The sequence below is a fragment of the Bradyrhizobium sp. CCGUVB23 genome (genome assembly GCF_024199885.1).
Lineage (GTDB): Bacteria > Pseudomonadota > Alphaproteobacteria > Rhizobiales > Xanthobacteraceae > Bradyrhizobium.
Genome location: NZ_JANADQ010000001.1, coordinates 9,156,066 through 9,182,154, shown reverse-complemented (window position 1 = coordinate 9,182,154; position 26,089 = coordinate 9,156,066). Strand labels below are relative to the sequence as shown.

The 26,089-nt window shown below is 59.7% G+C and carries 22 protein-coding genes and 2 pseudogenes; 12 read left to right on the top strand and 12 right to left on the bottom strand.

The window, feature by feature from the left end:
- Positions 1-311: 311 nt before the first annotated feature.
- Both NLN62_RS43135 and NLN62_RS43130 read left to right on the top strand, forming a co-directional pair.
- Positions 312-1,025 carry a DUF1330 domain-containing protein gene (locus NLN62_RS43135; protein WP_254112721.1) on the top strand — a complete coding sequence of 238 codons (714 nt, stop codon included), beginning with the start codon at positions 312-314 and terminating at the stop codon, positions 1,023-1,025.
- Positions 1,026-2,202: 1,177 nt separating this feature from the next.
- On the top strand, positions 2,203-3,048 hold the full coding sequence (locus NLN62_RS43130; RefSeq protein ID WP_254112719.1) for a c-type cytochrome: 846 nt from the start codon (positions 2,203-2,205) through the stop codon (positions 3,046-3,048).
- A gap of 371 nt (positions 3,049-3,419) precedes the next feature.
- Here the strand turns inward: NLN62_RS43130 and NLN62_RS43125 are convergent, their stop codons facing one another.
- Complete coding sequence (locus NLN62_RS43125) at positions 3,420-3,752, bottom strand: hypothetical protein (RefSeq protein ID WP_027522488.1); 333 nt, start codon at positions 3,750-3,752, stop codon at positions 3,420-3,422.
- Between the two features lie 294 nt (positions 3,753-4,046).
- Positions 4,047-4,886 (bottom strand): universal stress protein, encoded by an 840-nt coding sequence (locus NLN62_RS43120; protein ID WP_254112717.1) that lies wholly within the window; start codon positions 4,884-4,886, stop codon positions 4,047-4,049.
- Positions 4,887-5,282: 396 nt separating this feature from the next.
- Here NLN62_RS43120 and NLN62_RS43115 point away from each other — a divergent pair.
- Positions 5,283-6,628: pseudogene (locus NLN62_RS43115) on the top strand (transposase).
- A 118-nt stretch (positions 6,629-6,746) separates the two neighbouring features.
- Here NLN62_RS43115 and NLN62_RS43110 read toward each other — a convergent pair.
- A complete protein-coding gene (locus tag NLN62_RS43110; RefSeq protein ID WP_371933082.1) occupies positions 6,747-7,241 on the bottom strand; it encodes a S41 family peptidase in 495 nt (164 codons plus the stop codon).
- A 287-nt stretch (positions 7,242-7,528) separates the two neighbouring features.
- Between NLN62_RS43110 and NLN62_RS43105 the strand changes: the two genes are divergently transcribed.
- From NLN62_RS43105 to NLN62_RS43095, 3 genes are all read left to right on the top strand, one after another.
- Positions 7,529-8,593: an IS110 family transposase gene (locus NLN62_RS43105; protein WP_254108005.1), complete on the top strand. Its 1,065-nt coding sequence runs from the start codon at positions 7,529-7,531 to the stop codon at positions 8,591-8,593.
- Between the two features lie 885 nt (positions 8,594-9,478).
- Entirely contained in the window at positions 9,479-11,260 is a 1,782-nt protein-coding gene (locus tag NLN62_RS43100) for an alpha/beta hydrolase (protein ID WP_254112715.1), read from the top strand.
- Positions 11,261-13,311: 2,051 nt separating this feature from the next.
- Positions 13,312-13,998: a hypothetical protein gene (locus tag NLN62_RS43095; RefSeq protein WP_254112713.1), complete on the top strand. Its 687-nt coding sequence runs from the start codon at positions 13,312-13,314 to the stop codon at positions 13,996-13,998.
- A gap of 206 nt (positions 13,999-14,204) precedes the next feature.
- On the opposite strand, the gene NLN62_RS43090 is transcribed toward NLN62_RS43095, so the two are convergent.
- Positions 14,205-15,062, bottom strand: a complete 858-nt coding sequence (locus NLN62_RS43090; RefSeq protein ID WP_254112711.1) for a L,D-transpeptidase — start codon at positions 15,060-15,062, stop codon at positions 14,205-14,207.
- A 615-nt stretch (positions 15,063-15,677) separates the two neighbouring features.
- Between NLN62_RS43090 and NLN62_RS43085 the strand changes: the two genes are divergently transcribed.
- Positions 15,678-16,412 (top strand): class I SAM-dependent methyltransferase, encoded by a 735-nt coding sequence (locus NLN62_RS43085; protein ID WP_027522493.1) that lies wholly within the window; start codon positions 15,678-15,680, stop codon positions 16,410-16,412.
- Positions 16,413-16,536: 124 nt separating this feature from the next.
- Positions 16,537-17,730 (top strand): hypothetical protein, encoded by a 1,194-nt coding sequence (locus tag NLN62_RS43080; RefSeq protein ID WP_254112709.1) that lies wholly within the window; start codon positions 16,537-16,539, stop codon positions 17,728-17,730.
- Between the two features lie 38 nt (positions 17,731-17,768).
- On the opposite strand, the pseudogene NLN62_RS43075 reads toward NLN62_RS43080, so the two are convergent.
- A pseudogene (locus tag NLN62_RS43075) lies at positions 17,769-17,840 on the bottom strand (peptide deformylase); the annotation flags it as partial.
- Positions 17,841-17,971: 131 nt separating this feature from the next.
- On the opposite strand from NLN62_RS43075, the gene NLN62_RS43070 reads away from it, so the two are divergent.
- Positions 17,972-18,187: a type II toxin-antitoxin system Phd/YefM family antitoxin gene (locus NLN62_RS43070; RefSeq protein WP_254112707.1), complete on the top strand. Its 216-nt coding sequence runs from the start codon at positions 17,972-17,974 to the stop codon at positions 18,185-18,187.
- A 48-nt stretch (positions 18,188-18,235) separates the two neighbouring features.
- On the opposite strand, the gene NLN62_RS43065 is transcribed toward NLN62_RS43070, so the two are convergent.
- The 7 genes from NLN62_RS43065 to NLN62_RS43035 form a co-directional block, all read right to left on the bottom strand.
- Positions 18,236-18,733 (bottom strand): peptide deformylase, encoded by a 498-nt coding sequence (locus NLN62_RS43065; protein WP_027522496.1) that lies wholly within the window; start codon positions 18,731-18,733, stop codon positions 18,236-18,238.
- Between the two features lie 81 nt (positions 18,734-18,814).
- Positions 18,815-19,732 (bottom strand): MurR/RpiR family transcriptional regulator, encoded by a 918-nt coding sequence (locus NLN62_RS43060; protein ID WP_027522497.1) that lies wholly within the window; start codon positions 19,730-19,732, stop codon positions 18,815-18,817.
- A 14-nt stretch (positions 19,733-19,746) separates the two neighbouring features.
- On the bottom strand, positions 19,747-20,805 hold the full coding sequence (locus tag NLN62_RS43055; protein WP_027522498.1) for a C45 family peptidase: 1,059 nt from the start codon (positions 20,803-20,805) through the stop codon (positions 19,747-19,749).
- Positions 20,795-21,523, bottom strand: a complete 729-nt coding sequence (gene glnQ, locus NLN62_RS43050; protein ID WP_027522499.1) for a glutamine ABC transporter ATP-binding protein GlnQ — start codon at positions 21,521-21,523, stop codon at positions 20,795-20,797. Before glnQ ends, NLN62_RS43055 begins: the two co-directional genes overlap by 11 nt.
- Positions 21,520-22,176, bottom strand: a complete 657-nt coding sequence (gene glnP, locus NLN62_RS43045; RefSeq protein WP_027522500.1) for a glutamine ABC transporter permease GlnP — start codon at positions 22,174-22,176, stop codon at positions 21,520-21,522. Before glnP ends, glnQ begins: the two co-directional genes overlap by 4 nt.
- Positions 22,177-22,235: 59 nt before the next feature.
- Positions 22,236-22,988 (bottom strand): glutamine ABC transporter substrate-binding protein GlnH, encoded by a 753-nt coding sequence (glnH, locus tag NLN62_RS43040; RefSeq protein WP_027522501.1) that lies wholly within the window; start codon positions 22,986-22,988, stop codon positions 22,236-22,238.
- A 193-nt stretch (positions 22,989-23,181) separates the two neighbouring features.
- Positions 23,182-23,802 (bottom strand): ABATE domain-containing protein, encoded by a 621-nt coding sequence (locus NLN62_RS43035; RefSeq protein WP_027522502.1) that lies wholly within the window; start codon positions 23,800-23,802, stop codon positions 23,182-23,184.
- A gap of 355 nt (positions 23,803-24,157) precedes the next feature.
- Between NLN62_RS43035 and NLN62_RS43030 the strand changes: the two genes are divergently transcribed.
- The 3 genes from NLN62_RS43030 (at position 24,158) to NLN62_RS43020 (ending at position 26,061) form a co-directional block, all read left to right on the top strand.
- Positions 24,158-25,012: an alpha/beta fold hydrolase gene (locus NLN62_RS43030; RefSeq protein ID WP_254112705.1), complete on the top strand. Its 855-nt coding sequence runs from the start codon at positions 24,158-24,160 to the stop codon at positions 25,010-25,012.
- A gap of 66 nt (positions 25,013-25,078) precedes the next feature.
- Complete coding sequence (locus tag NLN62_RS43025; RefSeq protein ID WP_254112703.1) at positions 25,079-25,501, top strand: alcohol dehydrogenase catalytic domain-containing protein; 423 nt, start codon at positions 25,079-25,081, stop codon at positions 25,499-25,501.
- A gap of 56 nt (positions 25,502-25,557) precedes the next feature.
- Positions 25,558-26,061: a zinc-binding dehydrogenase gene (locus tag NLN62_RS43020; RefSeq protein ID WP_254112701.1), complete on the top strand. Its 504-nt coding sequence runs from the start codon at positions 25,558-25,560 to the stop codon at positions 26,059-26,061.
- The last annotated feature ends 28 nt before the right edge of the window (positions 26,062-26,089 follow it).

The following is a 26,089-nucleotide window of genomic DNA, read 5'->3' as shown; positions in this document are numbered from 1 at the left end:
GGTCTGTGGGGTATAGCAGACTTGATTTGCTCACGTTGAGTTCTTCGCATCTTGACCGATAGCAGAACTCGGCACTCGGCGAGCACTATGGGACGCTAGGCCACTTTCCGACTACGTCTATAGGCCGACGCTGCTATTTATCCAGTCTCCGTGAACTGAAAGCGAATGCGAAGCGGCTTGCCGTCGTAAGCCACATAATCGAGCTCGACGCCGAGATTGATGCCGGGACTTACAGTACCCCTAGAAATGCCCCACTGCCGATCGGCCGATCCCGTGATAGGCTTCTGGCCGGGCTATGCGGGAGAGCGGTCATGCCGAAGGCTTACTTGATTGCTGAGCACATCATCACCGAGCCCGCTGTGTTTGAGGAGTACCGGGTCAAGGTTGGACCGATGATCGAAAAATACGGCGGGCGGTATCTGACGAAGGGCAGCGCACATCAACTCCCCGAAGGCGGCCATTGGGAGCCGGAGCGCGTTGTCATCATCGAGTTTCCCGATAAGCAATCGCTGGACGCTTGGTACAATTCACCTGAGTATCAGCCCCTGATTAAGTTGCGGAAAGAAAGCACTAGCGATCTCGACATGCTGATCACGCTTGAGGGCGTAGCCGCAACGAGTGAGGTGAACATGGAGATTACCAAAGTGCTTGGCTCGAAGTACGACGACATAGCGCCCGATGGATCGGAAGTTCGGTTGCTGCCGGAGATGACACGAGGCGGCATGGCACACTTCGCATTAGGCCCTCGCAATGTATCGAAAGCCGTTGCTCACAAGACGATCGAGGAGATTTGGTACTTCATACGCGGAAGAGGTCGCATGTGGCGCCGCCCTGGTAACAGCGAAGGTGAAGGGCAGATTGTGGACGTATTCCCCGGAGTGTCGATCACCGTTCCGACAGGCACACAATTTCAGTTCAGAAACGACGGCGATGAGGCGCTCGAAGCCATCGGCGTCACAATGCCACCTTGGCCCGGCCCTGACGAGGCTTTTCAGGTTAAAGGAATTTGGCAGCCGACCGTATGAACCCCGCTCTGCGCGATCGACAGACAGGACGCACGACGCTTGCCGGAAGGGCTGCTTCTGGCCCTTCTGCGAAGTGGCCGCGCGCCTCGTCGAGGTCCGGACACGCGGGTATAGCGGACTCGATTTGCTCACACTGGAGTTCTTCGCATTTTGACCCACAACGGACTCCGGCCACCTGCGCGAGAAACTAGGCGGGTATGGGTGCGCTGCGGTTCGGAGCAGTCTAGGGCGCGCCTCAATAGAGTACCGTACCAGCGTTTTCATGTATCGTCCGATTTAACCGGCGGAGATAAGAACGTGCGATATGCTTTGGTCATCGCGGTGTTGCTTGGGTCGACGCTTCTTGCTCAGGCGGAGCCTATCGATCGTAACAAGTGGATCGCGCAGACTGGAAGAGCGAGCAAATCCTGCCTCGCTAAATTTCGGCAGAAATTCGGGGAAGACAACGGACACCAATACTCAAACTGTATGACAGATCAAACTAACAAAGCGATCGATGACTGCGTTGGCAGTAGTGAGTTTTCTAGCTGTGTTTTGGAAAAATCATTGAGGGTATTGGAAGTCTGCGACCTATCGAGCTGCTGAAAGTACACGTTTTCAGGTTGGGCCTTACCTAATACCGTGAGGGGGACTCGAGAGGCGATTGAATAACATCGGTATGTCGCCTATTGGCCCGTCGCGACATATTGCATCGCGACACCAAGTAGGTCGCTAACGGGGCATAGCGGAAGTTGGTAGGCAGCCGTCTTTTGCAGAACACGACACTCATGACCCGACTCGGACTTCGCACGCTCTCTGGTTCTTTTCCCAATCAACCGCGTAGCTGCCCACGCCCAGCATCAACCGAGAGTCAGGGATCGATCAACTGGCGCCAAATGCACAGCGAGCAATACTTGTGATTGACCTACTCAGGAAGGTCTACCTCGTTTGATCAAATTGACATTCTCGCCTGCGAGTTTTGTCTCGGCTGTGGAGGGGCATGCCCGCTTTGGCCGCCGAGGCTCTAGGCCCAACTCCTACGAGGGTACCCTAGAGCTGGCTTCTGTTGCCCCAATGCCCAGGGCGCCGATGCGGCGATTTCTCCTTAGAGTTGGCGCGGGTTGGCCGAGGGCAGAAGTTGCGCACGCATAGTAAGAACTGAATTTAGTCGCCGAAAAACAATTGGGAGAAGTTTGGTATGCTCAAGCTCTTTATGACCTCGGTCATCGCTATTGCCACCACGCTCGGTGTCGCCCGTGCCCAGTCCGATCTGGTTAAGCGAGGCGATTATTTGGTCAACGGTTTTCTAGCCTGTGGCAATTGCCACACGCCAAAGGGCCCAGATGGTGACATCTTGGAAAAGGCTTTCTCCGGCGGCGCGTCCTTTGACGAGCCGCCGTTCAAGGTAACTGCCTCGAACATCACGCAAGATAAAGAGACCGGCATCGGAAACTGGAGCGACGCCGACATCAAGAAGCTCATTCGCACTGGCGAAACGCCGAAGGGACGGCATATCGCCATGATCATGCCGACCGGCTTCTACCACATCATGACCGAACATGATCTCGACGCGGTCGTCGCATACTTACGTACAATCAAACCAATCAACAACAGAGTGCCTGATCCGATCTACAGGACCGCGCAAATCGAGACCGTCCTGCCCGGGGGCGAAAAGGCGTTCACGGAATCGATGATGAACGACAAAGTGGTGAAGGGTTTCTATCTTGCTACCATCGCGCATTGTATGGCGTGCCATACACCGATGGGACCGGGAGGGCGCGAGTTCGCCGACAAGCTCGGCGCGGGTGGCTACGAGTTCCGCGGCCCCTGGGGCGTCTCGGTTTCACGCGACATCACCCAGAGCAAAAGCAAGGGTATCGGCGAATGGACAGACGCCGAAATCAAGCGCGCAATCACCCAAGGCATCAGCCGCGACGGTAGCCGTCTCAAGCCACCGATGGGCTTCCACTACTACGCCACGATAAGCCCAGATGATCTTGATGCCGTGGTCGCCTATCTGCGCACGCTGCCGGCGAAGGAGTAACGCTCGAACTGCCGCAGGTCGCGTCCCGTCGGGCCCAAACTGAACCGTCGAAGCAACGGAATGCCAAGCGTCGTGCGGTAGCCGGCGATCTCCGAAGCGATCTTTGTCGGCAGCGACGGGGCATTCCGCGACGATTGCTCCGTTTTGCTTTACTCCGCGGTCCTTTCTATCCGCTTCTCCAGTCAAGGACGTAGTAGCCCGAGGAGCGTTGCGAGCCATGCTTCCAAAAACGAGCCACGGTTTTCCTGACCGTTGACGGTACGAACCGCTGCTGCAGCGGTTGCGAGCCCAAGCGAGGTGAGGTCCGTGGTTTCTCGCGATGCGACGTGGCGTGAGGTGGCGGTCGTGTCGTCCATGGACTGTGTGACGACCTAGAGTTCACGCGCTGGATGAGCCTTCACGAACGATGACGCATCCGACTCTATATCCACCAGAACTTCCCCGGCGAGAATTTCGGGGTCTCCAAGATCAAGGTCATGCAAGCTTGCTTGAACAAATGCCAGTACTCTATCGTTCGCCGCGATGGCGCTTTCTCGGTCGTCGAATATCATCACAGCAACGCCGACGCCTTCGCCCCCGTCCAATACATAATAAGATCTGAAGCCGTGCGATTCCCTTAGGATCTGACCGATGCCACTTTTCGCGCGGCGAGCAGCATCCGCGACCGAACGAACCTTGGTGTACTTTCGAATGACCATGTACATGAGGCCACCTGCGCGTTTCCGGCTCCTTGCATCAAAGCATATCGGGCCATCACTGGACTAGGGTCTCCTTCCAGGAGATGTGTCAAACATGCGACCTCGTGGAGGGCAGCTCGTGGCGCAAACCGGACCTAGTCAGGGATGGATCTCTTATCGGTCAGAGATAAAGCCAAAGGCCCTAAGGAATTGCCGCGGCTGACAGGGCGAGGAAGCCGCACTCCTGCGTTGGGCAAGCTGAGGTAGAAAGCAATTCTACGCCCAGTCGCGCCGCATAGCGTGCGAATAATAAGCGCGGTTCTAATGCGCCATTAGGACGGGCAAATCCGCGTGCTCCATGATATAGCTGGTCGCGCCACCGAATATCATTTGCCGCAGTCTATTGCGGGTAAAGGCGCCTTTTATCAGCAGATCGCAGCCTTGTGCTCTGGCCGCATCAAGGACCGCCTCACCAGTGTCGCGGTCTTCCAGTTCAACGCTCACTAGCTTGGCCGCAACGTCGTTGTACAGCATTTGCCGGACTATCTGATCGGCAGATGGGCCTGGTACCTCTTGTCCGCCAATCACGGTTAGCACCGTTACCCTTTCTGCCAGACGAAGAAGCGGCATAGCAAAAGCGTTGACCCGGGCCTGCTCGGTACTACCGTTCCAGTGCATCACAATGTTTGTCGCGATGCTTTCTGGCGCATCTAGTGGCGCCAGTAGGAGGGGTCTGCCGCTCTCAAACAGTGCGGACTCAATGGCGCGCCGGTGAGGGCCGGCAGCATCAACGTCGGACCGTGGCATCACAATGACGTCGAAAGCACGCCCATAACTTCCAACGAAGTCTTCACCCTCAGGCGCGGTTTCCAACCAGCCGAAGCATGGTCGGCTCGAGCCTGCAGTGGCTGGAGGAATATCGTGCTTCAGCATGAACGCTTCGAACAAACGGTGCATTTCGGCCAATTCTTCTTGGCTCTTCGCATGGTAAGAATCCAAAGAGATGCCGGTGGCCAATTCTGCGACTAAATATTGAGGGATGCCGAACCGGAGCGGAAAGCCTTCGATGTAGGCGCCGGTACGTTCCGCAAGACGTGCAGCGGCCTCGAGTACGGACGTCATGAGCGCAATGTTTTGGATCGGGACCAAGATCGTCTTCATTCTCAACCCCCGTGTTTCAGGTGAACATTGACTTACAACCTCTAGTCGCCTTTGAAGGCTAACGGCTTGCGACTGAGGCCGATAGATTCCTCCGATCGCGGTGCAGATCGGAATCAAAATGCCGAGCGATTAGCCCTCCATGTTAGCACTGCCCGGCGTGTTGTTCGACATCAGGCGTGGTAGATCACGATCGTTCGTCCGACCCGTGCTTACCTTGGCAATGACCTGTATGGCGAACCGGGCAGGCCATTCTCATATGGCAGCTCTTGGCGGGCGCAAGCTGAACATTCGGCCGGCCCGGAACGTCTCACAGGGGCCGATTCCGTTGAAAAAGGCGGCTGTTGCGACTCAGAGATACCGGTGATTCAGTCTGCTTAGTTGGCAGGACTGAAGATCATGATGGGGCATCGGCAAGTCGAACAGGCTGCGTTGTTCTATGAGTTCTCGCTCGAGAAGCATATTCCCGCCGACCACCTGCTTCGGTCGATCGACAGGTTTGTCGACCTCGAAGAGGTCCGGCTGGGCCTGGCGCCTTTCTACAGTAGCATCGGTCGGCCTTCGATCGATCCGGAGCTCATGATCCGGATGCTCCTGATCGGTTACTGCTGCGGCATCAGATCGGAGCGGCGCCTGTGCGATGAGGTCCACCTCAATTTGGCCTACCGGTGGTTCTGCCGGCTCGGCCTGGACGGTTCGGTGCCGGATCACTCGACTTTTTCCAAGAACAGGCATGGTCGCTTCCGGGAGAGCGATCTCTTCCGTCGAGTGTTCGAGAGCCTCTTGCGCCGCTGCATCGAGGAACGACTTGTCGGTGGTGAAGGATTTGCGGTCGATGCGAGCTTGATCAAGGCCGATGCCAATCGGCAGAAGGGGATCGAAGGCGACAAGGGTCTTCCACCGGAGGCCGCCGGCCGAGCGATCGATGAGTATCTGGCCGTCCTCGACGATGCCGCTTTCGGAGCAGCGACCGAGGTCACGCCGAAGTTCGTGTCGCCCTCCGACCCAGCGGCGCGCTGGACGGGAGCGCACGGCGGCCAAGCCTTCTTCGCCTACTCGACGAATTACCTGGTCGACGTCGAGAACGCGATCATCGTCGATGTCGAGGCAACCACGGCAATCCGACAGGCGGAGGTGTTGGCCGCCAAGCGCATGATTGAGCGCTCGCTCGACCGGTTCGATCTCTATCCGAGCCGGCTCCTCGGCGACAGCGGCTATGGCTCGGCCGAGATGCTCGGATGGTTGGTCTACGAGCACGGCATCGAGCCACACGTCACGGTGTTCGACAAGTCGGTCCGCACAGACGGGATATTCTCGCGCGAGGACTTCACCTATGACCACGCAGGTGACGTGTATCGCTGTCCTGGCGGCAAGGTACTCACCACGACCGGAGCGCTGGTGAACGATGGCGCCACGATGCTTTACATGGCCAGCAAGCGCGATTGCGATCGGTGCGCACTGAAGTCCCGGTGTTGCCCCAAGCAGCCCTCACGGAGGGTGCCGCGCTCAATCTATGAGGGCGCTCGCGACATGGCCCGCCAGATCGCAAGGTCGTGGGTACCTCGCGTCGGCTCCGCAAAAAGATCGAGATGCTGTTCGCGCACCTCAAGCGCATTCTCAAGCTCGACCGTCTACGTTTACGAGGTCCAAACGGTGCTCGTGATGAGTTCACCCTCGCAGCCACCGCCCAGAACCTTCGCAAGATGGCCAAGCTGATCCCGACGCAATCCCTCAAACCCGCATAACGGCCGTTGGGCCCCATCGGCGCTGGCGCCAATACATCAGGACTACTGCCGCCTTTTTTCAACGGAATCGGCCATGAGCGGACTAACTCTTGCCTGGCTGCCGTGGGAGCGAAATGCTCTAGCAAGAAACGCAGCATTTCACTTGTGGCGTCCGGTCCTCGCGGATCAGGGGCAGAGCTGGCAGGGTTGCCTCCCGAGGATCAGGCCACGGATAGGACTGCGATTGCACGATTGAGTTGAGGATCACTAGACCCATAGAGGCCGGGTCAGCTTGGACCTCGATCGTGGGGGCGACGCCATCGCCTTCCAGCCGCTCGCCGTCGACCTGCACGTGCCCGACCGCGAGCAACAGCAAGCCGCCGTCAATGAGAAATGCCGTCGCAGCGAGGACAGCTCCCTCGGTCCGGCTACCGATGACCTCGCCAAGCCCATATTTCTTGAAGCCATAGGCAAGGATCTCCTTGCCGCTGCGGGTTCCACCGTTGACCAGCATGGCGACAGGCTTGCGCCACTTCACGTTCTCGAGCTCGCTGGCGCTATTGCGATCAGTGACCTGTCGGCGCTTGCGTGTTGAACAAATCAAGATACTCGGGAATCGCGCCGCCCCAGCCATCTCGCTGGTCCCAGATCAGCGCGTCGTCGGCGCGGGCCGAGTAGCGCCTAAGAGGTGGGACGCCAGGCCATCTTGTGCTGTGCCGCAGCCCGGCGAGGACACGAGGACGCGCAGCAAATGCCGTTCGAGGGGCAGCCGCTTTCATTGAACCGTCCCATCGCGTTGACGGAGGATTCCACAGTTCCCGTCTTGGGGCGCCCAACGTCCGGTAATGGAATGGTCCGGCCGTGCTCCGGCCCTGCCAGCACGAGAAGCTGGCAAGGGGCGCTCAAGACAAGGAGCACGCCATGTCTCAGACACCCAATACCGCGACCGCCGTGATCGGCATCGATATCGGCAAGAACTCGTTCCACGTCGTCGGCCACGATGCGCGCGGCGCCATCGTGCTGCGGCAAAAGTGGTCGCGTGGCCAAGTAGAAGCGCGGCTCGCCAATATACCGCCTTGCGTGATCGGCATGGAGGCCTGCGTCGGCGCCCATCATCTCAGTCGCAAGCTCCAAAGGCTTGGCCACGACGCCCGCCTGATGCCGGCGAAATACGTGCGCCCGTATTCGAAGGGACAGAAGAATGACTTCCGAGATGCGGAAGCCATCGCCGAGGCTGTCCAACGCCCGACCATGAAGTTCGTCGCGACCAAGACCGCCGATCAACTCGACCTTCAGGCACTGCACCGCGTCCGCGATCGATTGGTCGGTCAGCGTACCGGCGTCATCAATCAGATCCGTGCGTTCCTGCTGGAGCGGGGCATCGCCGTGCGGCAAGGCCTGCATTCCCTGCGGTTCGAGTTGCCAGGTATCTTGGCGACACGCACCGATGTGCTCTCGCCTCGCATGTTGCGGATCATCGAGGGGCTGGCGGGCGACTGGCGCCGGCTGGATGCGCGTATCGAGGAGCTATCTGGCGAGATCGAAACGCTGGCCCGTCAAGATAAGGCCTGCGAGAGGCTGATGACGGTGCCCGGCATTGGCCCGCTTATCTCAAGCGCAATGGTGGCCGCGATCGGCACCGGCGACGTGTTCTCGAAAGGTCGCGACTTCGGCGCCTGGCTTGGACTGGTGCCGAAGCAGATATCGACCGGCGACCGCACGATCCTCGGCAAGATATCAAGGCGCGGCAATCGCTACCTACGCGCGCTGTTTGTGCAAGCCGCATGGGTTGTGCTGGTCAAGGTCAAGTGTTGGGAGCGCTATGGCCTCAAATCTTGGATCGAAGCCGCCAAGAAGCGATTGCACCACAACGTGCTGGCGATTGCGCTCGCCAACAAGCTCGCCCGGATCGCCTGGGCGGTCCTCAATAAGGGACGCGCCTTCGCGTGCGTCAAGACGGCGGAGACGGGGTCCCGACCTGCTTGATCCTCGCGCCGCGCGCCAGGGGCCGTCAAGGCGCAGCCTGGCAGCAGGAGAGCAAGACGTCAGGACAGCACGACGGCCGGCCTTGACGGCCCCTGGCGCGCGGCGCGTCTGCGCGCGCAGGCCGGGACGAAGGAACGACCGCCGGGCACGAACAAAGGAACAGCGGGATATGAGGAGCAAGCGATGACGTAATCCGATCAACAGTTCCAGCGAGGTCTGCGAGAGGATGAGACGAGATGGAGGTTCGGTCTTCCCGGCGCATGCGAACACTGGTGACCCGAATGGCCCGTTCGAGGCCTGTCCGGTAATGAGAACGCACGCGCGCTGATATCCATGATGGTCCGGAGCAAAACAGCTCCAACTAGAGACCGGATACATTGATGCAAGACCGCTTACCACCAGATCGACGAAAACCTCTTGCAACGCGCGGCCGGACCATACATTGGGGTCAAGACGCCATTTTGACCGCAGGCGAGCCACTTCCCGTTTACCTCGACAAGCGGACAGTTTCCGTCCGGTTGGCATGTCCCATACGGGCCCAATAACAGACGTCTCACCATTGATAAAGCACGGGCCCTGTGCTGGCAGTAGGACTGCGAGCGCGACGTGAACTCGCCGTCGAACTTGTCGTAAATGCCTGCGACGCGACCCCAGTTGACGCGACGTCCGCCGTATAGCGGCGGAAGCTCCGCTCGCCTCCCATTTGAGACGATCCAGGCGGGTTACCTCCGCCGTGCCTTCTGATCAAAAGCATCGCCAAAGGTTTACCTCTACTTATTAGAAACCGAACATCTGGTATCGAGTTAGTGTTTCCCTGGTACCGTATTTATTGTTTTTCGAAGTGACTGAGCGGCGCTGGTGCGGCCTTTCAGCATGGAGAGACCTATGGCCGACAACCGGGTGCAGCCCATCTGGGATCCGATTGCCCTTGCAGCGCAGCTGCATAACATCTCAAAACAAAGCCAAATACTGATGCGGCACTTCGTGTCTCATGAGCCGGACGCGATCAGGTTCGGCATGGGCGAAAGGTCACCGCTCGGTTTTGAGTTTTTCGAGCTGATGACGAGGATGATGTCCGATCCGGTGGTAGTCGCCAGCGCCCAGATCGCCCTGTTCCACAACATGCTAGGCATCTGGCAGAAAACCGCGGAACGCATGCTCATGCTGCGTGCACGCGAGGCCGATATCCCAAAAGATAAGCGGTTCAAGCATCCGGAGTGGAGCGAGAATGCTGTCTTTAATTTTGTGAAAGACAGTTATCTCATTGCGGCAGCGTCGGTTCTTTCTGCAATCCGCGAAGTCAAAGGCATGGACGAGGCCGCTGCTCGCAAGGTCGACTTCTATGCCCGCCAGTTCATTGATGCCTTGTCGCCTTCCAATTTCGTCGCCACCAATCCAGAGGTCCTCAACGCAACGCTGGCATCAGGCGGACAGAACCTACTGCGTGGTTTGGAGAACCTTCTTTCCGATCTGGAGCGTGGCAATGGCCGTCTTGCGATTACGATGACCGACATGAAGGCTTTCCGCCTCGGCGAAAACATCGCAACGACTCACGGAAAAATCGTCTACCAAAACGAGCTCATGCAATTAATCCAATATGCTCCGTCGACAAAAGAAGTTCGCAGGCGGCCACTCCTCATCGTGCCCCCATGGATCAACAAGTTCTATGTTCTCGATCTGCAGCCGAAGAACTCTTTCATAAAATGGGCCGTCGATCAGGGACATACTGTCCTCGTCATCTCCTGGGTAAATCCCGACGAGAAGCTCGCTGACAAAGGCTTTGAAAACTACATGCTCCAGGGTCCCTTGGCGGCCCTCGACGCTATCGAGCGTGCGACCGGAGAGCATAGCGTCAACGCGATTGGCTATTGCCTCGGCGGAACATTGCTTGCCTCAACGCTGGCCTATTTGGCCGCGAAGGGCGAGGACCGGATTACAAGCGCCACCTATTTCGCGACGCTTGTCGATTTTACCGAAGTTGGAGATATGGCTGTCTTCATAGACGAAGAGCAATTGGCATCTCTCGAAAGACGGATGCTCGAGCGTGGATATCTGGAAGCGCATCACATGGCGACGACGTTCAATATGTTGCGCGCCAATGACCTGATCTGGTCGTTTGTCGTCAGCAATTATCTGCTCGGCAAAGAGCAAGTGCCCGTTGACCTTTTGTTTTGGAACTCCGATTCGACGCGCATGCCCGCGGCGATGCATTCATTCTACTTGCGTAAGATGTATCACGATAATCTACTGGCAAAACCCGACGGTATCACGCTGGCGGATACACCGATAGATCTGTCGAAAGTAAGGACTCCGAGTTTTATTCTGGCTACGCGCGAAGACCACATCGCACCGTGGAAATCGACCTATGCGGCGACACGCTTGTACTCGGGGCCGGTTAAGTTCGTTTTATCCGATGCGGGCCATATGGCTGGCGTTATCAGCCCACCAGGCACCAAATACGGCCACTGGGTGAACGACAATTTGCCGCCCACTCCGGACGAATGGTTTGCCGATGCTGCGCCTCGTCAAGGGTCGTGGTGGTCGCTTTGGGAGGAATGGGTCACGTTATTTGACGAAGGCCGCGTTCCGGCTCGCGAACCCGGCAGCGGTGGGCTGCCGATTATCGAGAACGCACCGGGTTCCTACGTCCGCGTCAGATACTCGTAGCGGGGAAGGGACCTCGATTAATGCTCGAACGCCAAGCAGAAGGTTTGTAATCGCAAAGGTGGCTTAGGCCCGATGACCTGAACCCATTCGATCGCCCATGCTGGGCACGCTTGAGATGGCGGCCTGACGGCAATGCTTCTAAACGCTGTTCTGGTCGATCGCCGCGGCGGGCGCTAGTGGCGCATCGCTGAAAGGCCGACGCGGGTCAAACCGGCACGGACATTCGCCTGGTGACGACTAGACTAAACAACCTCTGCCCTCAATGGGGAGCCTGAGCTTCGGCAAAGGAGATGTGCATCGTGAGGCGAACCGGTCAGCCAGCCGAGGTCGCCTTTGGGGCATTCGCGACTGAGCTAGACGGCGGAAATTCCGATGAAGTCCGCTATGCTGCCGAAGCGGAAGCAATTTCAAAAGATAGATTGCTGCCCCGGTGTTCGCCATGCGGCCGGTATGGTCCCCAAAGAGCGTGTCCAATATCGCGTAGCGCTCAGTGAGCCTACTAAGCATCCGACCCATAGGCGCCCATCAGGCGGGCACGTCAGCCGCGAAAGAACGCGACCAGCTTTCGGCTGACCTCGCCAAGGTCTGGAATTTGGTGCCCCGATGCGACCTGTGTACGACGATCATCATCCCGCAAGCTGAACACGGAGCAAGGTCGCTACGGCACTGTTGGAGAAGCTCGACGGAAACACCCTCGCTAATGGCCACGGGACAACATTGTGAAGCCTCGCGCCCGGCATAAGGCGATTTGGAGCCCGCCCAGCCAATTGCAGTCACTTGCCCGGCGAGTTCTGAAGCGATCGACGCACTTCTTGGAACAAAGGGGGGTTTGCCACGAGTAGTACCGGACGAGACCAAACTTGCCATCACAAACTGCGCATCGGACGGTTCTGCCAGAACCAAAACTCTCGGAGCAGTGGGGCATTGTTGTCTCCTCCTGGGTTTCTTAGACGGGCCGCTCCGGAAACGGGTCCGGACGGTCTACCCAAGCATCGTTTCGACGAACGTGTTTAGTTTTTTTGTTTCAATAAACAAAATACTAAATTCGAAAGGGCGTCAAGTGGCTTTCTTCGAGACCGATGAAAATTGTTGATGTTGGCGCGCGTACTGACACTCGCCGCAGTACATCACCAAAGCTTGGTGCGATTCGATCGTTGCGAAGCAGCGGCGCGAAAAAATGAGGAGCCGCTCGGAATTTCCTCCAACCTCTAGATAATGGACAGATTAGCGACAGTGATCTTGATCTATGTGCGGGCGGACTAGTTCGCTCTCCTCACGGCAACGAACGTTCAAGGCGACCACGGCTTCCAGGAAATTCGTCTGATAGCAACAGCGCACCGCCCCAGCGCGCAGCGCTATGTTTAGTAACACGTTTTACTGAACGTTAGGTCCACGACAACCCGTAGCGGTCATTCGAGGGAGCCGTAGAGCCAGCCCAACGCGTCATCGGGCTATTCCAGCTCATACCAGAACACATCATCCCATTGCTGCCTCGCCCAGGTGCATCCCATGAGCAGGCGGTGGGCACCTCGGGCATCTTACGGGCCCCTATTTGCTCCCCAGGGGCCCCTTTGTGGTCGCCCCCTGCATCGGCTTCAAGTGCTGAAGTTCAAATTCTGCGGCAGCTGCGGAGACTACGTTCTACACACGAGGGCGCGTTGATCGACGTCCGCAATGCCCCGGTCGCGATTAATTCCTCTTCGCACCGAAGTGTCGCGATGGGCCCAATAGGCGACATCCCCTCTAGCGGCATGACGCAGCCGTCACTGCGTTGGAAGTCAGGAGTTCTAATCTCTTCGTGCGCGCCATTTCGGCACCAAAACTGGTCACGCCGAAAACGCGTCCGGCTGCAAATTGCCAGATCGGCGCAGACTGGTATTCGTCAGACGGTGCCATGATCTGCCGGATCGTGTTGCTCGTGGGATCGTCGCCGAGTTTCTTGGATGATCGATACGAGGCCTACCGCGCCCTTCGCCAGGCGCCGCACACATAGAACTCAGGCTGAATTGGCTCGTTTGCTTCTTGCCTCCACGGCTGGCCGGAGTACGGTCATGCTTCAATATGCAATCGAGACGGTCATGGCCCCGGTGCTGCGGCTCTACGAGGATACGCTGTCCAACTTGGCCGAGGCGGTGGAGCTGCCGCCGGTGCCGCGCACGATCTTCGTCGTGCACGGCGTGGCGACCATCGGCGGCAGCGCGGTGAGCGACGGCGAGGCTTGGCACGGCGAGGCCAACGCGATGCTCGCGCCGGGAGTCGGCGGAGTCACCGTCTGGCGCTTCGAGCTCGCACCGGAGGGCGCCGGCGATGCCCCGCTGCTCGCTGTCGGCATCCGCTCGCAACTCAAGCTCGCGACGCGGCTCGATACCCTGCGGGCAGGCGAGCTGCTGATGCGCGGCGACAGCGTCGCCTTCCCGCCCGGCGGCTGCGCCTACCTGCACCGCCACCAGGGACCCGGTATCCGCTGCCTGATCGAGGGCGGCATCCGCATCGACACCGACGGCCGCTCTACCTCGTATGGCCCGGGCGGCGCCTGGTATGAGTCCGGCACGGCCCCGGTATTCGCCCAGGCGGCTGCCGATCGGCCGAGCCGCTTCATCCGCGTGTTGATCCTGCCGCGCACGCTCCTCGGAAAGAGCTCGATCGAATACGTCAACGAGGATGACAAGGCGAAGCCCAAGTCGCAGCAGTACCGCGTCTTCGTCGATACGCCCATTGCGCGCGATCCGGCCGATTGAGCGCTTCACATGCTGTTCGGATGGATGATCGAACGAGCCGCGTGCCGAATGACCGCTCAGGGTTAGTCGCGTCTCTTTGACCGTGGCCCGGCCACTTCGGGTATACCCCGATTAACGGACATCTTCAGAACCGGTTGGCATGTCCAAAGCGACGACTTGAATTGCCTCCTTGTCCTCAGTTGCAGACCGAGGGACGGAGGACTGAGTTACTGGACCTCGGCGATCTTCGGTCCAGATGACAGCATCTGCGCGTTAGTTGCCGAGGGCCGGTTCGACGCCGATGCCGGGTCCGGCGATCGGAAAGCGGCGTCGGGCGGCGCTCCTCCCTGGGATGGTCGACGGACAGCGGTTGCCGGAAGCACGATCACTTTCGCTCCGACTTTCACCCGCTCATAAAGGTCCACGACGTCCTCATTGATCAGCCGGATACAGCCGGACGAAACCCGCTTCCCGATCGTATCGGGCTTGTTGGTGCCGTGAATTCTATATTCGGTCTCGCCTAGATACATCGCCCGAGCGCCGAGCGGGTTGCCGGGGCCACCTGCCATAAACCGCGGCAGATAAGGCTGACGCGAGACCATCTCCGCAGGCGGATGCCAATCCGGCCATTCTGCTTTACGGGCCACAGTCTGCTCACCGGACCATGTGAAACCTTCGCGGCCGACACCGATGCCGTAGCGCATCGCCTGCGCGTCGTTCAGAACGAAATAAAGGAATGTGTTTTTGGTATCGATGATCACGGTGCCCGGCGCCTGATGGCTGGCGTAGTCAACCACCTGCCGGACAAATGCTCCGGGACCATCAGCGGCTTTCGGCGGTTCGGCCAGAGGCGCCGGGGCCAGAATCGGAGCCGGAGCTGATGCATGAACTGGAGTTGACACGTAAACTGGAGTTGACGATGCCATGGCCTGGGGCGCGGACGGCTTCCGTATCGGTTGCACGCTCGCCGGGCGAGACAGCAAACTGTACCCCAGCGCGGCGACGGCCACGGCGCCAATTGCAACTCTCGCGACCATTGGTAGTACGTGCGTCTCTGCCTTTCCACGTTTGGCCCGCTTACTCATGTCCTCCCCCAGGTCACCATGCCTGGAAGAGGTACCCAGCAAAATTTAAGAAACTTCGAAGCGATTTCGCTCAGGCTGGAACCGTCAGCGGTGGTTAATGCCGAGCTCTTGTTCGGCAACATAGAAATTGGGAGTACCACTCGATATTTAGGTAGCGACGTGGACGACGCGCTTCTCATCGCGGAACGAGTCAAGGTCTGAATTGCCCGGCGGAGCGAACACGCTCCGCTCTTTCGTTAACGGTGGCTTCGGGTCACGAAGCGAACTGACTGAGAGGGCGGCATTTTGAATGCGATGCGAACTGTATGGCCGGCGCGCACCAGGGGGAACGGCGCCGCGACCGAAGGTGTGTTCCTGATCTCTGACGGCATCGGACAGTGCGAGCTGCGTCAGTCTTGATTACGCGCGCGGCGCGCCATCCTGTCGATAGACTCCGATAGTAGCGGAATTGCCAGTGCTTCGCGAGGAGCAATTTTTTCTGTGAATTCAAGACCAAAAAATTGCGGCAGGTATACCGTCGGCATTTGTCCGTCAGGCGTCAAAATTTATGCATGCAAATCAACGACGAAACGTCGTCCGATATGTTTGAGTGGGAGTAGGGTGCAGGCGGCCGAGATGGGCAGCGACATCTACGATCCGAGCTTCGTCAAGGGCGTGTTTGATCGTTGCTCTGATCGCTACATTACATTCAGCCTGATCTGCTCGTTCGGCTTCACTGAGCGCTGGCGCGAACAATGCGTGGCGGCAATGCCTGCGCCAACGACTGGCGGCGCCCGCGGCTATGATCTGATGGCGGGGACCGGCGAGGTCTGGCCGCATTTGTTGAAGCGCTTCGACGATCTCGGCGCGATCACGGCCGTGGATATTTCTTCCGGCATGCACCGTCGCGCCATGGAGCGGCTTCACGCCCACCGTGCCCACCGCATTGAATTCATCGAGGACGACGTGCTGGCAAGCGATCTGCCGTCGGAGAGCGCAGACTTCGTCATCTCCACCTTCGGGCTGAAGACATTCAATGCCGAGCAGCATGCCCGGCTGGCGGCCTTGATTGCACGCGTGCTCAAACCCGGCGGCGTCTTCTCCATGATAGAGGCTTCCGATCCCAAGGGATGGTGGCTTCGGCCGCTGTACCTGCTCCATCTCAAGGTGGTTTTGCCGCTTATCGAGCGCATCTTCCTTCGCGGCGCGCAGGATTTTGCGATGATCGGCACCTACAGCACCAACTTCGGCACTGCGGCCCAAGTGGCAGGCATGTTGCGTGACCACGGTCTCGAGGTAGAGTTCTCAAAGTATTTCTTTGGTTGCGCGACCGGAGTCGCGGGCCGCAAGGGCAGGGCGGAGGATGGGTAGAGCGCAGCGAAACCCATCGCGATTGCGGTCAGGAATTGACGTGTATCGCTTCGCTCCACCTATCCTGCGCGCTCCGCCAGAAAATCATGTGATGCGAAATCGGCATTCATCGGCGGCGTGATTCATGAGTGCTGGTGGCGATGGAATAGTTGGTGTCGAGCCGCTTGTTGAAGTGGCCTTGCCCGCCGGCGTTGATGCTCCATTCATACCGCGCCGGTTTCGGGCAGGTGGTCGGCTGAATGTGCAAGACAGCCCGAATATACAAAGCACGCGGTTAGTAACTTGTGTTTTGTGCGGAGGCGTAATTGCCGACGGAGATTCTACGCTAGAGCATCCTTTGCCTCAGTGGCTCCATCGATTTGCCGGCGATGTTGGGGGAAAGTCCGCGAGGTCTTTTGTGGTAGGAAGCAAGGAGTCCACTTGGAGGCAGCTTTGTTTAGACGCTCATCGCAAATGCAATACTGAGTTCGGAAGACGAATCGAAAACCCAACCATCAATTCGCTCAAAGCTATTGTTGAGGGAAAAACACTGACGTGGAGCCAGGTTGATGCCGTGTTCGACTGGCTAGATAAAGTGAAGTCATCCACTGCTCACATGGGGATTGCCCTTCAAGGGCACAGAACGCGACTTGGATATGACAATCTCTCTTTCCCAAATGTGAGGACCGGTGCATTCGATCGGCTAGCGCTTTTCTTCCGGATCTCCGATACGACTTCGTCTCTTGATCTTTGGGAATGCTTGAATGAAGGGTTTTTGACGACGCCAAGTGCGATCGCGCTGCGAATAAAAGATCTCGTAATTGTGTACGCCAGCAACAACTATCTCCTGTCAAAGGCTTTTGGCCTCGGATTTGGAGTTCCGAAAGATGGAAAGCCGACCTTTGTAAATGGGACTGGAGTGTTTGCTTCCGGCTTCGGGTCACGAGTGACGCGTCTGCCAGCTGCAAAAATAATCGCTCAGCCCATGCGTCGCCAACATCTGAAGGAAGGCTTTCATCCGAGTTCAGATGCACTTCAAGAGAACGGCGACGGGAAGATATATGAACTGGAGGGAATGAGATGGAGTCGAGTCCGCAGTACCAGCTTCAGTCGGCTTCCGAAATTGCGGTATCAAATAGGATACGCTCTCGCCGGCCTTGAAGTCGTTGAATGGATCATACTGTCCAAAGAGCAGGATTATTCGAGGTATGGGAGTGAAAACAGCTTCTTTATGAAGAGTATGCCTAATCTGCTTGCGGAGAAGACTCTGTTACTGGATTTGGTCGCTAGCTTGCGGGGTGGATTGCGACCCCAGCAAGACGATCGAGATGTCGGATAGCCGACAAGGTTCGTAACCCTGCCTGCCCGCTGAGGTCTTCACCCCCGCGACATCTTCTCAAACCTCTTCACCAACCTCTCCCGCTTCAGCCGCGACAACCGCTGAATCCAGCGCGTAGGATGGGTAGAGCGCAGCGAAACCCATCGTGATTGCGGTGGGGAGTTGATGGGTATCGCTGCGGTCTGCCCAACCTAAGAGTTACGCTTCTGTCTATGTCGCTCCAATCAAATCAGGTGCTAGGATGCGAGAGATCAAGCTGCGCGATGCAAAGACCAGATTGTCCGCCTTGGTGGACGAGGCGGCGCAAGGCGGCATCGTGGCGATTACGCGGCGCGGCAAGAGACAGGCCGTATTGTTGGGCTATGACGAGTGGCTGCGGCTGTCGCGAGTTCCGAGCTTCGGGCGTCTGCTGATGGCAGCGCCGATGGTTGCGGACGATCTGCCACCGCGCGCTTGATGGCTCTGACTACAGGTTGGCAGTTTGCCGGTCATTTCACTCGATTGTTCAACCCCGCAACATCTTCTCAAACCGCTTGATCAGCCGCTCCCGCTTCAGCCGCGACAGCCGCTGAATCCAGAACATCCCATCCAGCTGATCGATCTCGTGCTGGTGGCAGACGGCGCGCAAGGCCTCCGACTCCTCGGTCTGCATGTTGCCGTCGACATCCTGATAGCTGATCCGCACGCGCGCGTGGCGCTGGACCTCGTCGTTGACGCCGGGCATCGAGACGCTGCCTTCGCGGTGCAGGATCATCTCGGGCGAGGCCCATTCGATCTGCGGATTGACGTAGGTCCGCGCGCCGTCCTTTGCGTCCAGCTCGAGCACCACGACGCGCAAGGGGATGCCGATATGCGGGGCCGTGATGCCGATGCCGGGCGCGGCGCGCATCGTCTCGAGCAGATCCTGTGCAAGTTCTCGCAACGCGTCGTCGAACACGGTCACGGGCCGTGCCGGGATCGCAAGCCGGCGGTCGGGATAGCGGACGATCGGGCGGATGGTCATGATCTCTGGTGTTCGACGGTGACGATTCCAAAGCAGCGTGGCGCGGGTGGCGTTGCTGCCATAAGCAGGCCGCCGCACGGGTCAGCCGACCTCTATGTTCATCTCCGCGATCAGCCGCTCGCGACCCGCCAGGGAGTTCAGCGCCTTGTCACCCAATTCCCTCGCAACAAGGTTGAGCAGCGCTTCACAGAAGACGACATAGGCGCCCATGCTGTTCGAATAGAAGCTGCTCGCGTGGGGGATGAAAAAGGCATGCTTGGCGGGAGGAACGAGCGGTGACGACCGGGAATCCGTAATCGCGATGACCGTCTGGCCGTTCGAAGCCGCGACCCGGCCGACCTCCGCGACGCTGCGCGTATAAGGCGCGCAGCTGGCGACGATGACGACGTCGCCCGGGTCGAGCTGTGACAATGCCTCGGCGACGCCGAGGCGCGGCGCGTCGAGAAGCGCGACGTCCGAGCGCACCATTCCCAGGCAGTAGGTGAGAAAGCTCGCCAGCGAATGGAATTGGCGAACGCCATGAACGCGAATGCGGCGGGCGCTTGCCAGGAGCCTCACAGCCCCTTGCAGAGCGGCTCCGTCCAGCTGTCCGAGGAATCCGTCGACATTCGCTGCCGTTTCCCGCGCCAGCTGCGCGAACGCCTCGACTTCGGCATTGCCGACGGACGGCGTGGCCATGAGCCGGCCGGCCTGGCGACTATAAAAATATTGCTGCTCGTTCGCGATGGCCTTGCGGAAGACCGCCTGGAAATCGCTGAAGCCTTCGAAGCCGAGACGCTTCGCCAGTCGGGTCAGCGTCGACGGATTGATGCCGAACTGATCGGCAAGCTCCGAGATCGAGCGTACCGCCGACTGTTCCGGCGCTTCCACCAGCTTTGCGAATACATCATGCGCTTTGGCGCCGAGCGAGAAGCCTGCCTCGTCACGGCCGATCGAGAGCGCGAGTGCCCTGAGATCCTCGATGGTGCGCGGCGGCTCCGCGACGGCTTCCTCTGGCATCGCCCTGATCCTGTTCACGCCGCGAAGGGCACCAGCCCATCCCGCATATCGAAGCGAACTGCTTCGTGCGATCCATCGTAGACAGACCACTCGACCTTGTCAGCCCCGACACGGAAGACGGCGCTTGCGAGCGTGTTCTCGACGTCGCTATCGGCCGGGTCTGTGCGGTAGATCGGCAATTCCGCGTCGGCTGCGTCCCACAATATGCCGAGCGCGCGGCCTTGCGGCTCCGACTGGTGCGTTTGGTCGAGCAGCATCTCGCCGCGCCGTTGTCGCACGCCGGAAGAACCGGTGACGATCTGCGACATGCGCCCGGTGTCGGCATGGATCAGATGATTCGAATGGACACGCGGCGCCTCGACCCGATCGACCGACAGGGCCCGGGCGGTGAACTCGACGCTGAGAAGCCGCTCGTCCCCGGCCTGCGCCAGAGTCAGGTGAAATGCGCCGGCGCGCGGCGTGGATTTGAGCACGGTGAGCGCCCCGTCGATATCAGGTGCGTCGAGGATCGCACGGGCGAGCACCATGCGCGGCGTGCCGGCGCCGCCGGCCAGCGGCCTGATGTTGTTGACGGTCTGGACCACTCCCTTCGACGTGGCCGCAAATGTGTGTCCCGGCAGCGAGCCTGGGTACACAAAGGCGGTGAACGGTGTGCCTCCTTCGGATGCAAGATGGGCGAGGGCGCAGTGGCCGGCAAAGTCGGGATCGCCATCCTCGTTGTGGCCGATCACATGGGGAGAGCCGGGCAATTGCACGGTCGTGCAGCCATCCGGCGCCATCGCCCAGATATCGCCGCGGCAGTTCCACAGGAAAACGTCGTCGAAAGGCAGCGCCAGCCCGACAGCGAGGCCCTGCAGCTCAGCCCAGTATCTTGGAAACCGTTCCCGAACGATGGACGCCATCTCGCCGATCAAGGGATTGCCGCGGTGCGTGCTGAGTTCGCGCCACGCAGCAGAGGTACGGAAATGGTCCTGCAGGGCCGCTCGGCCGAAGCGCCCGAGAGCTGCTCCGACATCAAATGGTGAACCTGCGACATCGATGAAGGAAAGCCGGCGGCCGGCGTCAGACGACATGTTGCAGAAACTCTTTCAAGCGAGGATTTTGCGGATTGGCCAGCAGCTCCCGTGGCTCGCCGTCGACTGCGATCTTGCCACCTTCCATGAAGATCAGCCTGGTGCCGACCTTGCGGGCGAAGGCCATCTCGTGGGTGACCACGATCATGGTCATGCCTTCCTCGGCCAGCGCCTGCATGACGCGCAGCACTTCATGCCTCAGTTCTGGATCGAGTGCGGACGTGGGCTCGTCGAACAGCATCAGCTTCGGCTTGACGGCAAGCGCGCGGGCGATCGCGACACGTTGCTGCTGGCCGCCGGAAAGCTCGCTCGGATAGTGGTGAGCCCGGTCGGCGAGGCCGACCTTGGCGAGCATTTCCAGCGCCAGCTTTTGCGCATTCTGCCGTGACTCGCCGCGCACGCGGCGCGGGCCAAAGGCGACGTTCTCGAGCGCCGTCATTTGCGGAAACAGGTTGAATTGCTGGAAGACCATGCCGGCTTCCTGGCGGATCAAGCGGACCATGCGGCCGCCGGCCTTGACGCTGATGCCGTCGACGACGAGATCACCGCCATTGATCTCCTCCAGCGCGTTGATGCAGCGGAGCAGCGTCGACTTGCCGGAACCGGAGGGACCGATCAGCACGACCTTCTCGCCAGGCTCTATCGACAGGTCGACCTCGTTGAGGATCGTGACCTGGCCGAACCGCTTGGTGACTTTCTTGAACTCCACGATGCTCACAGGATGCGCATCCTCTTTTCGGTCATCCTGAGGATAAGCGTGAGCGCGCCGGTCATGATCAGGTAGAACATCGCCACGGCGGACCAGATTTCGACGGCGCGAAAGTTGGCCGCCATGATTTCCTGGCCTTGCCGCGTGAGTTCGCCGACACCGATGACGATGAAGAGCGACGTATCCTTCAGGCTGACGATGAACTGGTTGCCGAGCGCCGGAATCATGCGGCGGAAGGCGAGCGGGCCGATGATGTAGAGAAGCACCTTCCAGAGCGGCAGGCCGAGCGCCAGACCGGCTTCCCGCAATCCTTTATGGACGGAGAGAAACGAGCCGCGCACGATCTCGGCGATATAGGCTCCGGCGTTGACGATGATGGCCATGATTGCCGCCGCGAGCGGGTAAATGCGGACATTCGCGAGGATCGGCAACGCGAAATAGATGAACATCACCTGCACGATGATCGGCGTGCCGCGTATGAGCTCGACATAGGCGAAGGCTATGGCGTTGAGGACGGCATTGCCGTAGGCGCGCGCCAGGCCGGCCGCGAAGCCGATCACTAGGCCACCGGCGAGCCCGGCCAGCGCGATCAGCACGGTGAGGCGGGCACCTTTCAAGAGCTCAGGCAGGGCCTGCCAGATAACCGACCACTCGAAATCCATGAGAGCTTTCCTCTCGGGAAGGCGCGCCGGCTAGGCCGGCGCGCGCCACGGAACGTGGATCAGCTCTTCGGCGGCTCGGCGCCGAACCACTTCTTGTAGATGGCGGTGTAGGTGCCGTCGCCCTTCAGCTTGACCAGCGAGGCGTTGACCTTGGCGATGAGCTCGCTGCCCTTCGGGAAGGCCATGCCATATTGCTGGGCCATCATCTGCGGGCCTACGGTCTTCACTTTCCCCTGACCGTTGGTCTTGATGTAGTAGAGGACGTTGGGGGTGTCGTGCATGGCGGCGTCCGCGCGTCCGGTCGCGACTTCGAGATAGGCGTTGTCGCTGTTGGGGAAGAGGCGGAGCTCCGTCCCCTTGAAGTGCTCCTTGGCGTAGTCGGTCGCCGACGTGCCGGTCTTCACGGCGAGCGTCTTGCCGGGAAGGTCTTCCGGGCCCTTGATCGTGCTGTTGACCGGCACCATCAGCAGGAAGCCGCTGTCGTAATAGCCGTCCGAAAAGTCGATGACCTTCTTGCGCTCGTCCTTGATGGTGATGCCGGCCAGCCCGACGTCGACCTGCTTGGTCTGCAGCGCCGGGATGATGCCGTTGAAGTCCATCGGCTGCAGCGTGTAGGTCACGCCGATATCCTTGGCGATGGCGGCCCACAGGTCGATGTCGAAGCCGACATACTTGTCGCCCTCCTTGAACTCGAACGGAACGAAGGCCGTGTCTGTTGCGACGATCAGGTCGCCGGCACGAGCGGGCTGGCCGAGGGCTAGGGTTGCCGCGACGGCCGCGGCGGCGGTCAGGCTGGCAAGCGCGAACTTCATTTTAGGGGTCCCCTTTTGCTGGGATGCCACGAAACCCCCACATCGTCGCACAGATGACGAAAATATAAAATGCATCTTTTTAGGCGATGCATTGATAATTTGCATATTTTGGGGGCAGTTGATCCCATCGCGGTTCCGAGGTGTGGATGCCTCAGGCGGAGCCCCAGTCGGCGCGCGCCGGTCTCCGTGCGGCCTACTGCGCCCTGATCCGCTGACGGTGCGCGGCCTGTTTGGCGCGATTGCCGCAGATCGCCATGCTGCACCAGCGTCGCCGATGACCGCGCGTGTGGTCGGCGAAGAGCAGCGTGCAGGCCGGTCCTTCGCAGGCCTTCACGTTCGAAAAATCTTCCACGCAGACGAATTGTGCCAGTGCCTCTCCAATGGGAGCGAGAAGAGCTTCGGGCGTGCGCCATCGGCGGATCGACTGCCGCTGGAGAGGCGACGGTGCGCCCTTCGGCGCAGCCACGATGCGGTCGAAGGAATCATCCCGCTCCAGCAGGCGATTGAGCGGCTCGAGTTCGGCGAGAGTCTTTGCCGTCAGGGGACGGCCCTTGTGCTTGCGCACAAAACCTCGGAACCACTCGCGCAGGCTCCTTGCCTGATCTGCAACCTTGTCCAGTTCGCCGGGCAGCGCCTGTGAGCGAATGCTGACAAGCGCATCTGCAGGCACGAGCTGCGCCTGCTCGAGCCAGTTCAGCAGGCCCTCGCCATCATCGATCCAGTCGAAGGGCGTATCGACCGGAGTGGCGATTGAATTCAGGAAATCCAAACCGGGCGCATCGCCGACGAAGATCGCGGGAGGATGTTGGTTCATCGAAGGCTCCTGTTCCGGGCGCTGCCCAATTCCTTCACCCAACAGTGAACGTTGTTCCGTAGATAACCGCTTTGTTGGTTGTTGACAAGTTACGTCCAACAAGAGTAACCGTCTTATAGCTAATAAAGAGGTTACTGACGCAGGCCGCTCTGATCCGAGAGGAGTGATGTCCTTGAACGATTTCAGCATGCTGATCGCCCGTGGATCATGGGCCTGGCGATGGGGTTTGGCAAAACTCGGCGGCTCCGTGGCCGCGTTTCATGCTGTAGAGGTCGCCGCGGCGAAATGGACCGCGCATTCAGGACGTAACCTGATTTCGAGATCTTAAAAAGTTACCCAACGGAGGAGAAAGCTCATGGTTGCCATCAACTATCGCACCGCCGACGTCGACGGCTGGAGAATCTTCTATCGTGAAGCCGGGCGTGCGGATGCGCCGACGCTGCTGCTGCTGCACGGCTTCCCGAGCGCCGGCCACATGTTCCGCGATCTCATCCCGTTGCTCGCCGATCGCTTTCACATCGTGGCCCCCGATCTGCCGGGCTTCGGACAGTCGGACAAGCTGGCGCGCGGCATGTTCGCCACCACCTTCGATCATATTGCCGAGGTCATCGACCGCTTCACCGAGGTGATCGGTCTGGAGCGCTTTGCGATCTATGTCTTCGACTACGGTGCGCCCACGGGCTTTCGGATCGCTGCAAAACATCCGAAGCGGATCACGGCGATCATCTCGCAGAACGGTAACGCCTACGAGGAAGGCTTGAGCGACGGCTGGAATCCGATCCGCACCTATTGGCAGGATGCATCGGACAAAAACCGGCAGGCGTTGCGCGCATTCCTCAAGCCGGAGACGACGATCTGGCAATACACTCACGGCGTCCCCGACGCGACCAGGGTTTCGCCGGACGGCTATTCGCTCGACAACTATTATCTTTCGCGGCCCGGCGCCGACGAGGTGCAGCTCGATCTGTTCGGCGACTACAAGAGCAACGTTGCGTTGTACCCAGCCTTCCAAAATTATTTTCGGACCCACAAGCCGCCGCTCCTGGCGGTGTGGGGCAAGAACGATCCGTTCTTTCTGCCAGCGGGAGCGGAGGCGTTCAGGCGCGACATACCGAATGCGACGGTGCGTTTCTTCGACACCGGCCATTTCGCGCTGGAGACACACGCCGCCGAGATCGCTGCTGTGATCCGCGACTTCCTTTCCCGCTGACATCAACAAATCGCGCCTGCCACGCCGTGCGAGCGGGCGCGGCGTCCAACCCACGGAGACCTCAACATGCGTGCCATTGTCCTCGAGAAATTCGGCGGCCTCGACAGCCTCGTCTACAGGGATATCCCGGAGCCGGAGCCCAAGGCCGGTCATGCCGTCATCGAGATCAAGGCGTTCGGCCTCAACCACGCGGAGCTGCACATGCGTCGGGGCGAGTGGGCGGAGGCCGCGCCAGTGAGCGGCATCGAATGCGTGGGCCTCGTGAAGTTCTGCCCCGGCGGAGAGTTTCCGGTCGGCGCGAAAGTCGCAGCTCTGATGGGCGGTCTCGGCCGCACCATCAATGGCAGTTACGCCGAATGCACCCGCGTCCCGGTCTCGAATGTCGCGCTGATCGAGGCGGACCTGTGCCGTGGGCTGAGCTGGCGGCCTTTCCCGAAACCTACGCCACGGCCTGGACCTGCCTGTTCCGCAATCTGGAGATCAGGATAGGGCAGCTCCTCGTCATTCGCGGCGCGACGTCGTCCTTCGGCCAGGCCGCTCTCAAGATGGCGGTCAATGCCGGGGTTCGCGTGATCGCGACGACCCGCAGCCGCGAACGCTTCGCGCTTTTGGAGAAGCTCGGCGCCGAACGCTGCGAAATCGAACGCGCCGACCTCTCGAAGCATATTGCCGAAGCAAAAGAGATCGATGCGGTGCTGGACCTCGTCGGCAACAGCGTCGTGCTGGACTCACTCGCCATGCTTCGCCGCGGCGGCCGTTCGTGCCTGGCCGGCTGGCTCGGCGGCCTCGATCCGATCCCCGACTTCAACCCGCTGCTGCAGATGGCGAGCGGCGTCTACCTCACCTTCTTTGGCAGTTTCGTGTTCGGCACGCCGGGCTTCGCGCTGTCGGACGTGCCGCTTCAGCAGATCGCGCAGGACGCGGCCGACGGTCGGCTCGACGCCAAGCCGGCCCGCGTCTTCCGCTTCGACGAGATCCGAGAGGCGCACCGCGTCATGGAGGCCAATGAGGCGCGCGGAAAAATGGTCGTGGTCCACGACCGACACTGACGTGTTCGGAGGAGGATTCAGAGGTCGA